Source organism: Chitinasiproducens palmae, from assembly GCF_900095735.1.
Lineage (GTDB): Bacteria > Pseudomonadota > Gammaproteobacteria > Burkholderiales > Burkholderiaceae > Chitinasiproducens > Chitinasiproducens palmae.
In genome coordinates this window covers 19,344-34,188 of record NZ_FNLO01000001.1, presented here as the reverse complement: position 1 = coordinate 34,188, position 14,845 = coordinate 19,344, and the positions used below count along the sequence as shown (strand labels likewise).

Genomic DNA, 14,845 nt, shown 5'->3' with positions numbered 1-14,845 from the left:
ATTTTCGGAATACTGCATGAGACGTCGTACCTTCTGTATCACTGCGCTGACCTGGGCCGCGCTCGGCGCGATGGATGCGCGTGCGGCGGCGCCGTCGCGCGCGCCACTGCGCATTCTCGCGCCCGACCGCGCGGCCACCTCGTCGCTGCTTGCGCTGGGCGTGGCACCGGTGGCGGGCGTGGACCGCGCGTTCTACAAATCGATGGGCGCCGAGCCACCGATGCCGGACGACGTCCATGTGATCGATAGCGGCGACCCGCTTGAGCCCAATCTCGAACTGATGATCGAGCTGGGCATCAACCACTGCGTGACCGCCACCACGCCAAGCATCGCCTGCGAGCGCATGGCGGTGGTCGCGCCGGTCACGCAGCTGGACATCTACACCGGCGAGACGGGCGCATTGGCGCGCGCCGCCGATGGACTGCGCACCCTGGGCCGGCTGACCGGCCGGGAAGCGCGCGCCGAACAGTACATCGCGGGCGTCGAGGCGCACATCGCCGCCACCACGGCCGCATTGCGGGCGAGCGCGCGGCCGGCGCACCGCGCAGCATTTCTCGTCACGCTGAACGACGGCGGCCGCTCGATGGTGGCCTATGGCCGCAACAGCATTGTCCACGACGTGATGACACGGGTTGGACTGCGCAACGCGTGGCGGCGCGATACCAACGAGTACGGCTTCGCGGTCGGCGGGGTGGAGTTGCTGGCCGACGCGCCGGACGCCGACATCGTGGTGGTCGACTTCGGTGCGTCGACCAGCGTCGCGCTCGACCAACTGAACGCCAGTCCATTCTGGAACCGGTTGCCGATGGTGCGTGCCGGCCGCGTGTTCCGCATACCGCTGGTCGATCTGTACAGTTCCTATCCGTGCGCATCGAGCATGTTGCGCGGCATCGACGGTCTGCTGCGTCAGGAGGCCTTCCGCCGTGTCTAGTGTGACTGTGCCGCCCGCCGCGCACGCGCGGGACCGTTCGCCCTGGCCCTTCGCGGTGGCGCTGCTGCTCGCCGCCGTGGTGGCGACCTGGCTCAACCTGCATCGCGCATTGCCAGCCAGCGGCTGGCGCGGTCTGCTGCCGGGCGCCGATCCGGACGACATGCAGCGCGTCGTCATCCTCTATTCGTTCCTGCCTCGGCTGGCCGTGTCGCTGATCGCCGGCGTGGCGTTGTCGGTTGCCGGCGCGTTGTTCCAGCACGTGCTACGCAATCCGCTGGCCGAGCCGACCACGCTCGGCGTCGCCGCGGGCGCCAGTCTGGCGATGACGCTGAGTACGCTGTGGTTCCCTGCGTGGCTGCTGGTTCATCGCGATGTGATCGCGCTGGCCGGGGCAGTGCTCGCTTTCGGCGTGGTCTTCGCGATCGCCTGGGCGCACGCGCTGTCGCCGCTGGTCCTGATTCTGGCCGGCCTGATCGTGACCCTGTGCGCCGGGTCGATCGCTTCGGTGCTCGCGCTGTTCTTCAATCAGGGACTGCTCGGCGTCTTCCTGTGGCAGTCGGGCGCGCTGAACCAGAACAGTTGGGACGTCGCGCTGACGCTGCTGCCGCGAGTGGCCGTGGGCATCGCGATTACCGCGCTGCTGGTCAAGCCGCTTTCGGTGATGGCGGTCGGCGACGATGCGGCGCGCGCGCTGGGCGTGTCGCTGCGCGGTCTCCGCTTGGTTGCCCTGCTGTTCGGCACGTTGCTGAGCGCCTGGATCGTCAGCGCGCTCGGCGTGATCGGTTTCGTCGGGTTGGCCGGCCCCGCGCTGGCGCGCCTCAACGGCGCGCGCACCCTCGGACGGCGCGTGACGTGGGGGGCGATCATCGGCGCGCTGCTGCTCTGGCTTGCGGACCAGGCCGTGCAACCCTTCCCGTTCGTGCCCACCGGCGTCGCCACCGCGCTGCTCGGCGCGCCGCTGCTGCTGTGGTTGCTGCGTCAGCTGCACGACACGCCGGCCACGCATCGTCACGACGGTCCGGTGCGGATCAGTGCCGCGCGGCGGCCGCTGATGCGCGTGCTCATCGCGTTCGCGGGGCTCGCGTGTCTGGCCTTGGCCGCGGTGCTGGTCTCGCGCGGCGTGCACGGCTGGCGCATTGACACGCCGGGCTCGCTGGGACGACTTGCCGAGCTGCGGGTGCCGCGCGTGCTTGGCGCACTCGCCGCCGGGGCGATGCTGTCCGTGGCGGGGATTCTGATCCAGCGGCTCAGTGCCAATCCGATGGCTAGCCCTGAAATTCTCGGCATCTCGGCCGGGGCGTCGCTCGGGCTGATCGCGCTGCTTTTCGCGGTGCATGCGCCCGGCGGCGCACTGCAGTTGGCCGCGGCCTCGATCGGTGCCTTGCTCGCTCTGCTGACCATGCTGATGCTGGCCCGACGCAGCGGTTTCTCGCCGGAACGGCTGGTGTTGACCGGGATCGGCCTGAGCACGGCCTTCAGCGCGCTTGCCGCGCTGTTGATGGCCAGCGGCGATCCGCGCATGGCGACGATGCTGGCGTGGATGGCCGGCTCGACTTACGGTGTCGGCGGGCTGCAGGCGGCCGGCGCGCTGCTTGTGTGCGCGGTGCTGTTGCCGGTCTCGCTGCTCTGCGCACGGGCGCTCGACGTCATGCCGCTGGGCGACACCGTCGCCCGCGCGCTTGGCCTGGACGTGGCGCGCACCCGGCTGTGGCTGCTGCTCGCCGCGGCGGTGCTGAGTGCCGCCGCGACCTTGATCATCGGTCCGATTTCCTTCGTCGGCCTGATGGGTCCGCATCTCGCGCGTATGGCGCGCCTGCGCCGGCCTGTCGCGCAAATCCTCGGCGGCGCCTTCATCGGCGCGGCGCTGCTGGTGCTGGCCGACTGGATCGGCCGCAATGTCCTGTTTCCGTATCAAATGCCGGCTGGCCTGCTGGCGACCTTCGTCGGCGGCCCCTACTTTCTGTTCCTGCTGTGGCGGGATCGTCACTGAAGCGCGTCGGCCGAGCATCGACCAACCACACCATGACTGTAATTGCAGGACAACCCTTGCCGCCCGACGCGCCGGCGGCAACCATGTTCGAGCTGAACGAGGCAGGCTTCGCGCTTCCCGAACGCACGCTGCTGCATCCGCTGACCCTGCAGTTGGCGCCGCGCCGCGTGATCGGTCTGATCGGCCACAACGGGTCGGGAAAATCGACGCTGATCAAGCTGCTGGCCCGCCAGCAGCCACCGACCAGCGGCACGATCCGCTTCGCGGGCCAGCCGCTGTGCGACTGGCAGGGCAGACCGCTGGCCAGGAAGCTCGCTTATCTGCCGCAACACACGCCGTCGGCGGCGGGGCTGCGGGTCCGCGAACTGGTGCGCTTTGGCCGCTATCCGTGGCACGGACCGCTCGGCCGCTTCGGGCCGGAGGACTACGACAGCGTCGAGAAGGCAATGGCGCTGGCCGGCGTCGAGCGCTTCGCGGAGCGGCTCGTCGACACGCTGTCCGGTGGCGAGCGCCAGCGCGTGTGGCTTGCGATGCTGGTCGCGCAGCAGGCCGACTGCCTGTTGCTCGATGAGCCGATCTCGGCACTCGACGTGGCCCACCAGGTGGAGGTGCTGTCGCTCGTGCAGTCACTGTCCCGCACGCACGGCATCGGCGTTGTCGTGGTGCTGCACGACGTCAACATGGCGGCGCGTTTCTGCGACGAGATCATCGCATTGCGCGGTGGCCGGCTGTGCGCGCGCGGCACGCCGGCGGAAATCATGACAGCGGACTGTCTCGAAGATATCTACGGCATCCCGATGGTGGTCATGCCGCATCCGCACACCGGCGAGCCGGTATGCGTGGTGCGTTAGGAGATCGGCATGGACGGCACGGGCAACGAGGAGACCGGACGATGACCGGAACACGGATGGGCACCGGGAATCGGGCGGAAAAAGGGAAAGCGGCAGGGACCATGAAAAGGACATCGACATGAGCGAGCCAAGCAAGCAGGACGCCTTCACCAAGGTTCATTTTGGACGCGAGCTGTTCCGGCTATTCCGGCCGTTCTGGCACCTCAGCGCCTTCGCAACCGCGCTCGGCGTGGTCGCTGGCCTGGCGACCGCGATGTTGCTGGCGGCGATCAACGACGGACTGCACGCGACGAACGGGGTCTCGACCCAGGCCGTGCTCAGCTTCATCGGTCTGTGCGCGATCACGCTGGTCGGCAACACGGTGGCCGGTATCGGCAACAGCGTGATCGGGCAGAAGATCATCGCGTCGCTGCGCAAGGACATTTCGGCGCGCATCGTGTGCGCGCCGATCGCCGCCGTCGAACGCTACCGCGTGCATCGCCTGCTCGCGACGCTGAACAGCGACGTCGACACGGTCAGCGCGTTCACCTTCAACTTCCCGAGTTTCGCAGTGGCGGCCGCCGTCGCGATCGGCTGTATCGTCTACATGGTCGTCCTGTCGCCGCTGCTGTTCGTGATCGCGGCCGTGGCGATCGCGGTGGGCGTGGCGATCAACCAATACGCTTCGCTGCGCTGGGACTATCACTACAAGGGCGTGCGCGGCGCGCAGGATGAATTGCAGAAGCAATATCGGGCGATCACCGAAGGCGCGAAGGAGCTGCGCCTGAACCGCGACCGTCGGCATCGTGTGTATGGCACGCAGCTCTCGGGCGCCGCCGACCTGATCGGCGAATTGAAGATACGTGCGATGCGCCTCTACTACGGCACCCACGCGATCGGTACCACCCTTTTCTTCCTGGTCATCGGGTTGATCGTGCTCGAACAGGCGCAACTTGGCGTCGACTCGCGCGTGGTGAGCGGCTTCGTCATCGTGCTGCTGTACATCCGCGGTCCGATGGACATGCTGACCGGCGGCCTGCCGACGCTGATCCAGGCCCGTGTTTCGTTTCAGCGCATCGCGGAATTGTCCAGTCAGTTCGAGAATCGCGAGCCGCGCCTGCTCGCGCCGTCCGAGGCGACCCCGCGCGCCGCCGCCGCGCCGCTGGAATCGGTCTGGCTGCGTGACGCGTCCTATGCGTTCCCGCCCGCGGGCGATGCGCCGCCGTTCAAGCTGGGGCCGATCGACCTGCAGATCCAGCGCGGCGAGACCCTGTTCATCGTCGGCGAGAACGGCTGCGGCAAGACCACGATGATCAAGCTGCTGTTGTCGCTTTATTCACCGCAGTCCGGCGCCTTGCTGGCCAATGGGCAGGCGGTGCCGGATGACGCGCTGGACGATTATCGGCAGAACTTCTCGGCCGTGTTCTCGGACTATCATCTGTTTGACGATCTGGTCGCGAGCGATGCCACCACGGTGGCGCGCGCCACGCGCTATCTCGAACAGCTTGAGCTGAGCCACAAGGTCAGCATCACCGACGCGGCGTTCTCGACCACCGATCTGTCCGCAGGGCAGCGCAAGCGTCTGGCGCTGGTCCATGCCTATCTGGAAAACCGTCCGTGGATGGTGCTCGACGAGTGGGCAGCGGACCAGGACCCGACGTTCCGCCGCTATTTCTACACGGAGATGCTTCCCGACCTGAAGCGGCAGGGCAAGACCCTGATCGTGATTTCGCACGACGACCGCTATTTCGGCCTCGCCGACCGCGTCGTGCGACTGCACCAGGGCCGTATCATGCGAGTCGAGAGCGGCAGCGCGTTTGCGTACGAGCCGAACGTCGGCGACGCGGCAGAAGTCGAGACCGGAGGCTGAGCGAAACGCCGCGCGCGGGACCGGGACAACCGCTGCCGCGGTGGCTCCCGCAGTGGTGAATGGAGTGGCCGAAGAGGGGGCCGAAGAGGGGGCCGACGTGCCGGCGCCGGCGCCGGCACCGGCACCGGCACCGGCCGGTGTTGCGACAGTCCGACTAGAAGGACGCGCGGCCCAGCCATTCGCGCACGTGTGCGTCGCGGCGAGGGCGCTCGACCGGCTCGGCAGGCTGGGCAGTCGAGCCGATCAGCAGAAAGCCGACCACTTGCTCGTCGGGCTCGAAGTCGAGGGCGGCATGCAGATCGCGATCGTAGGTGTCGGGACCGGTCACCCAGAAGGCGCCATAGCCCAGTGCGTGCGCGGCATTGAGCATGTTCATCGCGGCGGCGGCGACCGACAGCAGTTGCTCCGTTGCGGGAATGCCCGGACGCGCTTCGACCGATGCGCCAAGGACGACGATCACGGGCGCAGCGAAGGCACGCTCGCGACGCCACGCCTGTTCCTCGCGGGGCGTCGCGGGTTCGCGCTGGCAGGCCAGCTCGACCATCACCTCGCCGAGTTCCGCGCGCGCATCGCCGCGGACCACGACGAAGCGCCAGGGCCGAAGGCGGCCATGGTCGGGCGCGCGAAGCGCACAATCGAAGATCACGTCCAGGTCTTCGTCGCGCGGCGCCGGGTCGACGAGCGGCCAGCGCGACTGACGCGACAGCAGTACATCGAGTGCGGCGCGGCGCGGATTCGCCGATGTCTCGGAAGACATGGCGCTCGCGGTGATCGAGGAGGGATGGCTCAGCGTCATGGTGCGTTTTTCTCGCGACAGATTCGGTGGGTTGATGATCGAACAGATGCGCAAACGATGCAAACGATTCTCATTATGACCATGCTCCGAACAGTGCAAGCGAGGCTTGCCAGCTCCCGGCGAATGCGACACGACGCGACGGCGTGCGCTTGTTCGACCGCGCGAGGCACGCCCTGCCGTATCCGCGCTGCGCGCAAACAGCCCGCGCTCAGACAGCCGCTGGCGATGGCCGACGCCCTCGCGTGCCGGCATCGGCGTCAGTTGCCTGGAGGCCGGTACCGATGAGCGACGTCATGGTGGCGCGTGCGCGTCTCCTGCCGGCTCATGGACGCTGGCCCGCCGACGTGGACGTATGGGATATCGATCTCGCCGGTCAGCCTGAGACACAGCGGCACCTGGACGCCGCCGAACGCGCGCGGACGGCGCGCTATCTGCATCTGCGCGACCGTGTCCGTTTCGCGGGTACGCGCTCGGTGCTGCGCGAGTTGTTGGGCGCGTATCTGAACGAGTCGCCATCGGCCCTGCGCTTCGCCGTGTCGGGCAACGGCCGGCCCGAGCTGGCTGCCGGCTTCGGCGCATTGTCGTTCAACGTCTCGCATGCAGGGGAGCGGGCGTTGGCGGTTGTCTCTCGGAAGCGCATCGTCGGCATCGACATCGAAACACGGGACCCCGGGCTGGACTGGCAACCGCTCACCCGTCTGGTCTGCACCGCCGCCGAACACGCGGTGCTCGCGGCGTACGACGTGGACGCGCGACGCGACGCGTTCCTGCGCTGTTGGACAGCCAAGGAAGCCATCCTGAAAGCCCTCGGGCTGGGCATCGCCGAAGGCTTGCTGGCTGTCGATACCTTGTCGGCGCTCGCTAGGCCCCGGCGGCCGCGCGTGCTGGACCGCGGTCGCTTCGAGGCGGCGCGCAGATTGGCGTTCGACTGGATCGAGGACCTGGCGGGTTACGTTGCCTGCGTGTCATTTGCGGCGGAAGCGGCCGATCGCAGTCTGACGCCAACAGCCCTGCCAAGCGCCTAGGCACGTCACACCTTGCGGACGAATTCCGTTTTCAGGCTCATTGCACCAAAACCGTCGATCTTGCAGTCGATGTCGTGATCCGCATCGACCAGGCGAATGTTCTTCACCTTGGTGCCCATCTTGACAACGCCGCCCGAGCCCTTCAGCTTGAGATCCTTGATGACGGTGACGGTGTCGCCGTTCTGAAGTACGTTGCCCGCGGCGTCGCGATAGACCTTCTCATCCGCGCCCGGCGCGCCTTGCATGTCGCTCGATGCCGAACCGTCGGCAGCCCATTCGTGTGCGCACTCGGGGCAGACCAGGAGCCCTGCGTCCTGGTACGTGAACTCTGACTGGCAGGCGGGGCAGGGGGGCAGTGCGCTCATTGGCATATCTCGGCGAGCCCTTGGCGGGCAAAGGCCCGAAGTATACCGGGCGCCACCTCGGCGATCTCTGATGCGTCACGGCCGGCGATGCAGCGGTACGCCGATTCCGTGGCCCGGAACGCCGAACCGACGCCGAACCGACGCCGAACCGACCCCGAAGCAGCCCCGAAGCAGCCCCGAAGCAGCCCCTGAGCTACGCGGTCACGTGGCGATGCGGCGCCCGCTGCGGCAACGGAAACGGATCAGCATCGCGGTGACGAAAAGCAATAGCGAGGCAACCGCAAGGACCGCACCGAAGCCTAGCTCGAACGCGTGCCGCGCCTGGGCGGCGAGCCGGGCCCCCGAAGCCGCGTCGACGTCTTCGGCCAGGCGCAAAGCCGCATCGAGACTGTCGCGCGCGCCCGGAGAGACACCGGGCGGCACCACGAGTGAAGCCGCGTACACGGCCGACAGGATCGTGCCCATCAGCGTCACGCCGATGGCACCACCCAATTCGTACGAAACTTCCTCGATCGAGGCGGTCATTCCCGCCTGTTCGGCGGCGGCGTTGAGCATTGCCGTGGCGGACGCGGCTGTCATGGTTGCGCCAAGGCCGGCGCCGATCATCGCCAGACCCGCCACCTGCGCGGGCAGGCGCGCATCGCGCAGCAGCAGATAGACGAACATGCCGAGCGCCGACGCCAGCAAGGACCAGAAGAGCATGCGCTGGCTGCCGACGCGGCCAATGTAGCGGCCTGTCAACGGCCCGGCGATGAACGACGCCAACGCCAGCGGCAGCAGGCACAGCCCGGCCTGCAACGGCGACAGCGACCAGACCAGCAGCAGGCGCTGGCTGAACGACAGTTCCAGACCGACCAACGCGGCGGCGCTGATCAGTGCCGCGACGACGGCATTGGTGAACTCAGCATTGCGAAATATCGAGAAGTCCAGCATCGGCTGCGTGCTGCGGCGCTGTCGCCTGACGAAGCAGGTCATCGCGGCGATGCCGATCGCGCACGAAAGGAGGGCCGCGGGCCAGTGCGGACGCGGCGCGCCGGCGGTCTCGATCGCATGAGCCAGCCCCACCATGCCGACGGTGGCCTGTACCGAACCGACCAGATCCCATTTGCGGGTGCGATTGCCGGGCATCGCGGGGACAGCGTGCAGCGCGCATATCAAAGCCAGCGCGACGATCGGTACATTGATCAGAAACACCGAACCCCACCAGAAGTGTTCGAGCAGGAGGCCGCCGACCATTGGACCGAAGGCGGCGCCGCCGGACGCGACGGCGGCCCATACGCCGATCGCCATCGCGCGTTCCCGTTCATCGGAGAACGCCAGCCGGATGATCGCCAGCGTGGCAGGCATCATCATCGCCGCACCGATGCCGAGCATGGCCCGCGCCACGATCAATGCCGAGGCCGACGGCGCGAACGCAGCGCCGATCGATGCCATGCCGAACACCACCAGCCCGGCGAGGAACAAGCGCTTGTGACCAAGACGGTCGCCCAGGGTGCCCATGCCGAGTAGCAGCCCCGACACCACCAGCGCGTAGCTGTTCAACACCCACAGTTTCTGGGATGCCGATAGATCGAGAGCCCGCGTCAGCTCGGGGAGAGCCAGGTAAAGCACGGTGATATCGATCACGAGCAGCAGCAAGGCGCTCGACACGATCGAAAGGATGAACCAGCGTCGAATTCTGTACATAGTGCACCATCTGTTCCCTGCCAATGCGCGGCATGGGACACATGGCGCGGCAGATTTAGTTAAAATACGATCGTATTCTAACCGAGGAGAGACGGCATGGCGAGGCCGAGCAGGATAGACCGCAACGACGTGCTCGACGCGGCCGAAGCCGTGGTGCGCGATCGAGGTATTGCGGGGGTGACCATCGGCGGCGTGGCGCAGGCCGCTGGCATCAGCAAGGGCGGGGTGCAGGCGATATTCGGCAGCAAGGATCAGTTGATCCACGCGATGTACGAGCGATGGAGCGGCGAGTTCGACCGGGCCGTCGCGGCGCTCGCGGGACCCACGCCGTCGCCGGTGACCGCGCTGCGCGCGCACGCCGAAGCGACCCGACGAACCGACGAAGCGCAGGCCGACCGTGCGGCCGCGCTGATGACTGGCCTCCTGACCGCGGAGGCATGGCGCGCCTATCCCGCTGAGTGGTACCGCGAACGGTTCGACCTCGCGGATACCGGTACAGAGGAGGGACGTCGAGCACGGATTGCGTTCCTGGCAACAGAAGGCGCGTTTCTGCTGCGCAGCTTTGGCTTCCTGAACATGAGCGACGAGGAGTGGCAGGCGATTTTCGCCGATGTGCAGGCGCTGCTATGCAATGCCGAAGCGCGTCCCGAGCGCTAGATCGTGACTGCTCCCTGAACGTGGGCACGGTTCGGTCCTTGGGCGGTCGGATGCAGCATGGTTATCGATCTGCAGATAGGTGAGCCTGGTTCATCCGTCGATGAACATCGATCGTTTGTCATGACGGACGACGGCGGGGATGATGGTTCCACAATCACAACATCAGGAGGCCCCAGCCATGGAAGCAATCATCGAACGTCCCGTCAGCGCGGCCAAGCCGATCGATCTCGGCAAGCGCACTTCGATCTATCAACCGGAACAGGAAGGGTTGATTTTTCCTGAAGTGCCCGTGTTCGCCGATCCTGCGGCACACCGCCAGCACTTGAAAGAGCGGCTTGTGGCCGCGTGCCGTGCATTCGCGCTGCAGGGTTTCGACTACGGCTTCGCCGGACATCTGACAGTGCGTGATCCGGAGCACCCGGAGCTTTACTGGACGAATCCGATGGCCGTCCATTTCTCGCAGGTCAAGTTGTCGAATCTGATCCTTGCCGATCACCAAGGGCGGGTCGTCGAAGGCAGGCATGCGGTCAACCGCGCCGGCTTCGTGCTGCACGCCGCGGTCCACGAAGCGCATCCCGATATCGTGGCGATGTGCCACGCGCACACGGTGTATGGCACCGCGTTCGCGGCGCTTGGCAAGAAGCTCGAACCGATCAGCCAGGACGCGGCCGCGTTCTTCGAGGATCACGTGGTGATCGGCGACGAGGCGGGGCAGGTGGCTGTCGAGGTCAAAGCGGGCCACAAGGTAGCCAACGCATTCCTGGGCGTGAAAGCCGCGATCCATCAGAACCATGGCCTGCTCACTGCCAGCCGGCACAGCATCGAGTCGGCCGCCTTCTGGTTCATCGCGCTCGAACGCTGCTGCCAGCAGCAACTGATGGTGGAGTCGACCGGGTTGAAACCCCGTCTGGTGTCGGAGGAACGCGCTCGGTACAGTAGGGAGCACGTCGGCAGCGATTACATCGGCTGGCTGCATTTCCAGGCGATCTGGGAACAACTGGTCGCGACCCAGCCCGACATGTTCGACTGAGCGACGCGCCGCGGCCAGGGCTGCACCCCGCACTGAACGCAGTACCACGTCCCACCCTGCGATCCCCGCAGGCGCCGTACGTGCCGCTCCGCGCGCGACGTGACGGAGCGGTATCGATCACTACAAAAAGCAGGAGACAGCCATGAACACCTCAGAGCATCCGTTTGCGATGCCGCCCGGTCACGCGCACGAGGACAAGGACACGTCGGCGCTGTATGCGAAAGTGACGTGGCGCTTGATCCCTTTACTGTTTCTCTGCTACGTCGCCGCCTATCTCGATCGCGTCAACGTCGGTTTCGCGAAACTGCAGATGCTGCAGGAGTTGCACTTCAGCGAAACCGTCTACGGCATCGGCGCGGGCATTTTCTTCATTGGCTACTTCGTCTTCGAGGTGCCGAGCAACATCATCCTGCACAAGGTCGGCGCGCGCTTGTGGATCGCGCGCGTGATGATCACCTGGGCCGTGATTTCGGCCTGCATGATGTTCGTGACGACGCCGACCGTTTTCTACGTGCTTCGCTTCCTGCTTGGCGTGGCCGAGGCCGGGCTGTTCCCGGGCGTGATCCTCTATCTGACTTATTGGTATCCGGCCGAGCGCCGCGGCAAGATCGTCGCGATGTTCATGACTGGCATTCCGGTCTCCGGCGTGCTTGGTGGACCATTGTCGGGCTGGATCCTGCATGCAATGAGCGGTTTCGGTGGCTATTCGGGATGGCAGTGGCTGTTTCTGCTGGAAGCCATTCCATCGCTGGTGCTTGGCATCGTGATCATCCTGAAGCTGGACCGTGGCATCGAGCAGGCAAAGTGGCTGACACCAGACGAGAAACGCATTCTCGCGCGCAATGTCGCCGCCGATGCCGAAGGCTCGCACGCCGGATCGTTCCGGGACGGCATGACACGCCCGATCGTGTGGGGGCTCAGCGCGATCTATCTGTTTTTCATCATGGGACTGTATGGCGTCGGATTCTGGCTGCCGACGCTGATCAAGGGTTCCGGCGTGACCGATCCGCTGTCCATCGGCCTGCTCACGACGCTGCCCTATGCCGCCGCGGCCATTGCCATGGTGCTGGTCGGCCGCAGCTCCGATGCGCGACGTGAACGCCGCTGGCACGTGACAGTGCCAGGACTGATCGGTACCGTGGGGTGGTTCGTCACCGTGTCCGCTGGCAGCCACAATATCCCGCTTGCCATGATCGGGCTGACCGTGGCGACGATCGGCGTCATGACCACGCTCTGTCAGTTCTGGTGCCTGCCGACCGCCGTGCTCGCCGGCGCCGCGGCGGCCACCGGTATTGCAGTGGTGAATTCGGTCGGCAATCTGGCAGGCTTCATCAGCCCATACGTGATCGGCTGGATCATCGACAAGACGCATTCGACCGATCTGGGCGTGTACACGCTCGCCGCCTGCCTGGCCATCGGCGGTCTGCTCGTGCTGTTGATGCCAAAGCGCCTGGTGAATCGCTGACGGCAAGGAATCGGCGTGGCATGTCGGAGCCTGGGCGCCGCGCCCGACCGCCATGCCGATTGGCGCAGCGCGCGGCGCTCAGCGACGACCGGCAGGACGCCACTTGTACGCCCTGGCGATGCGCGCGGGTCCGGGCAGTAGGCCAGGCGTCGTGCGTCCCTGGCGCCGATGGGCGGCACATTCGATGAAGTAAGTGCTGTCACCTGAGGCATACTGCGGTTTCTGGCGCTTACGCGAATCATCATGTTGATCCACCACGGAGCGGACCGGCCGGCGCGGCTGGATCGCAGGCTGGCTTGCAGCCTCGCGTTGATTGCGGGCGCGCTCAATTCCGCCGGCTTCTACTCCCTGGGTTTCTTTGCGGCCAACATGACGGGGAATGTCTCGACCGGCGCGGACAAGATCGCGCTCGGCGACGTCTTCAGTGGCGCGGTCTACCTGCTGCTGCCGGTCGCGTTCATCTTCGGCGCCGCCCTTGCGACGATGCTTGTCGAAGCCGGATTGCGCCGGCGCATCGCCCGTATTTTCGCGCTGAGCATCCTCGCCGAGGCCGCGATGCTGTGCGTGCTTGGCGTGCTCGACATGCTGGATCACGGCCGCGGCACCGTGCTGATTCTGGGACTGAGCACGCTGATGGGCTTCCAGAACGCGGTGGTCACCCGCATCTCGAATTGGCGGGTACGCACGACCCATATTTCCGGCATGTCGACCGACATCGGCATCGGGCTCGGCATGTTGCTCACGATGGTGCGGCACCGCGAGGCTTCGGCCAGCCGCGTCGAGCATCTTGAGCGGCTGCGACTGCACGGCATGACCGTGCTGGCATTCTGCGTCGGCGGCGTGCTCGGCGTGATCGCATACAAGGCTCTCGGTGGCGTGCTGCTGTTCATCGCCGCGGCCCTCTTGGCGGCGGTAACACTGCCCGGCCTGCTGCGGCGACCGCTGCGGCCGGTGCCGCCCGCGCCGCCCGCGCCGCCCATGAAGCAGGAACGGTGACCCACCTGGTTGGCCTGGTCAGTCTGATTGGCGGTTAACCGGTTGCCGCTTTCGCACCGGTCTGCGCGTCGCTGCCGCCCGGCAGGGCCAGCGCGTCATGCAAGAGAGCGCACGCCTGGCCGCGCGGGGCTGGCTCACCGAAGGTTCGGCGCCACTGTCGGGGTGTGACCGAGAACGCGGTCTTGAAGTGCTGCCGCAGCGCCGCCGCCGACTGGAAGCCGACCAGCTCCGCGATTGCCTCGACCGAGTGACCCGTCGACTCGAGCAGCTGTTGGCTACGCTTGAGCCGCTCGGCGACCAGCCAGTCGCCGACCGACAGACCGGTTGCCTTCAGGAAGTGGCGCGTCAGCGTGCGCCGGCTCATGCGCGCGCGCGCCGACAGTGTCAGCAGGTCGTGCGCCTCGGCGAGATGGCCGCGCAGGTGATCGAGCAGGGCGTTGATCGTCGCATCCTGAGTCGAGGGCGCGACCGGCTGCTCGATGAACTGTGCCTGGCCGCCTTCGCGGTGAGGCGGTATCACCATGCGGCGCGCCAGCTTGTTCGCAACCGCGCTGCCGTAGCGTTGTCGCACCAGATGCAGGCAGCAGTCGAGTCCGGCACCGGTGCCGGCCGAAGTCAGCAATGTGCCGTCCTCCACATACAGCGCATTCGTGTCGAGCTGCACGTCCGGAAAGCGACGCTCGAAATCACGCTCGTACTCCCAATGCGTGGCGGCTCGCCGTGCCGCCAGCAGCCCGGCGTAGGCCAGCACATACGTGCCGAGACACAGGCCGACGATCTGCGTGTTACCTGCGTGCGCCGCGCGGATTGCGTCGAGCAACGGCTCGTGCGGCCGCTGCGCGGGATCATGCCAATAAGGCAGAACGACGATGTCGGCGCGCGCGATCGCAGCCAGATCGTAAGGCGCGTCGATCGACAGACCCGCATCCGATGTCAGTCGTCCCGGCTCGCCAGCGCAGACCATCACCTCGAACAGGCGCTCTCCGGCCGCCCGGTTGCTGAAGACCGCGTGCGGCACGGCGAAGTGAAACGGGCTGAAGTGATCGTTCACGACGATCGCGACGCGAGGGACGGTCATGGATATCGAGTGGCACGTGATTCGACCCGCGGCGGCGTGATGGCGATTCGGCGGACCATGGTTGGCGGTCGACGCCACCGGCGTCCGCCTCCGCGTCCGTCAGCGTAGCCGCCTCGGCGCAGCAGC

The 14,845-nt window shown here is 66.7% G+C and carries 13 protein-coding genes; 9 read left to right on the top strand and 4 right to left on the bottom strand.

Features of this window, described 5'->3' with window-relative positions; translation table 11 throughout:
- The first annotated feature begins 16 nt into the window (after positions 1-16).
- The 4 genes from BLU54_RS00160 to BLU54_RS00145 all read left to right on the top strand — a co-directional run bounded on the left by BLU54_RS00160 (position 17) and on the right by BLU54_RS00145 (position 5,621).
- A complete protein-coding gene (locus BLU54_RS00160) occupies positions 17-931 on the top strand; it encodes an ABC transporter substrate-binding protein (RefSeq protein WP_091903387.1) in 915 nt (304 codons plus the stop codon).
- The gene (fhuB, locus tag BLU54_RS00155) at positions 924-2,921 is read left to right on the top strand and encodes a Fe(3+)-hydroxamate ABC transporter permease FhuB (protein ID WP_211435269.1); all 1,998 of its coding nucleotides are present in this window, start codon (positions 924-926) and stop codon (positions 2,919-2,921) included. Before BLU54_RS00160 ends, fhuB begins: the two co-directional genes overlap by 8 nt.
- Positions 2,922-2,953: 32 nt before the next feature.
- Complete coding sequence (locus BLU54_RS00150) at positions 2,954-3,772, top strand: ATP-binding cassette domain-containing protein (RefSeq protein WP_091903385.1); 819 nt, start codon at positions 2,954-2,956, stop codon at positions 3,770-3,772.
- A 118-nt stretch (positions 3,773-3,890) separates the two neighbouring features.
- A complete protein-coding gene (locus BLU54_RS00145; RefSeq protein WP_091903383.1) occupies positions 3,891-5,621 on the top strand; it encodes a cyclic peptide export ABC transporter in 1,731 nt (576 codons plus the stop codon).
- Positions 5,622-5,775: 154 nt separating this feature from the next.
- Here the strand turns inward: BLU54_RS00145 and BLU54_RS00140 are convergent, their stop codons facing one another.
- Positions 5,776-6,378 (bottom strand): nitroreductase family protein, encoded by a 603-nt coding sequence (locus BLU54_RS00140; RefSeq protein WP_235837719.1) that lies wholly within the window; start codon positions 6,376-6,378, stop codon positions 5,776-5,778.
- 320 nt (positions 6,379-6,698) lie between these two features.
- Here BLU54_RS00140 and BLU54_RS00135 point away from each other — a divergent pair, with 320 nt between their 5' ends.
- Positions 6,699-7,442 (top strand): 4'-phosphopantetheinyl transferase family protein, encoded by a 744-nt coding sequence (locus BLU54_RS00135; RefSeq protein ID WP_091903381.1) that lies wholly within the window; start codon positions 6,699-6,701, stop codon positions 7,440-7,442.
- A gap of 5 nt (positions 7,443-7,447) precedes the next feature.
- On the opposite strand, the gene BLU54_RS00130 is transcribed toward BLU54_RS00135, so the two are convergent.
- Complete coding sequence (locus BLU54_RS00130; RefSeq protein ID WP_091903379.1) at positions 7,448-7,807, bottom strand: zinc ribbon domain-containing protein YjdM; 360 nt, start codon at positions 7,805-7,807, stop codon at positions 7,448-7,450.
- Positions 7,808-8,008: 201 nt separating this feature from the next.
- Complete coding sequence (locus tag BLU54_RS00125; protein ID WP_091903377.1) at positions 8,009-9,493, bottom strand: MFS transporter; 1,485 nt, start codon at positions 9,491-9,493, stop codon at positions 8,009-8,011.
- Between the two features lie 96 nt (positions 9,494-9,589).
- Here BLU54_RS00125 and BLU54_RS00120 point away from each other — a divergent pair, with 96 nt between their 5' ends.
- The 4 genes from BLU54_RS00120 to BLU54_RS00105 all read left to right on the top strand — a co-directional run bounded on the left by BLU54_RS00120 (position 9,590) and on the right by BLU54_RS00105 (position 13,641).
- Positions 9,590-10,150, top strand: a complete 561-nt coding sequence (locus tag BLU54_RS00120; protein ID WP_091903375.1) for a TetR/AcrR family transcriptional regulator — start codon at positions 9,590-9,592, stop codon at positions 10,148-10,150.
- Positions 10,151-10,328: 178 nt separating this feature from the next.
- On the top strand, positions 10,329-11,180 hold the full coding sequence (locus tag BLU54_RS00115) for a class II aldolase/adducin family protein (RefSeq protein ID WP_091903373.1): 852 nt from the start codon (positions 10,329-10,331) through the stop codon (positions 11,178-11,180).
- 142 nt (positions 11,181-11,322) lie between these two features.
- Positions 11,323-12,645: an MFS transporter gene (locus tag BLU54_RS00110; RefSeq protein ID WP_170844952.1), complete on the top strand. Its 1,323-nt coding sequence runs from the start codon at positions 11,323-11,325 to the stop codon at positions 12,643-12,645.
- A 243-nt stretch (positions 12,646-12,888) separates the two neighbouring features.
- Positions 12,889-13,641 carry a YoaK family protein gene (locus BLU54_RS00105; protein WP_091903371.1) on the top strand — a complete coding sequence of 251 codons (753 nt, stop codon included), beginning with the start codon at positions 12,889-12,891 and terminating at the stop codon, positions 13,639-13,641.
- Positions 13,642-13,675: 34 nt separating this feature from the next.
- Here BLU54_RS00105 and BLU54_RS00100 read toward each other — a convergent pair whose 3' ends face one another.
- A complete protein-coding gene (locus tag BLU54_RS00100; protein WP_091903369.1) occupies positions 13,676-14,719 on the bottom strand; it encodes a GlxA family transcriptional regulator in 1,044 nt (347 codons plus the stop codon).
- Positions 14,720-14,845: the final 126 nt, after the last annotated feature.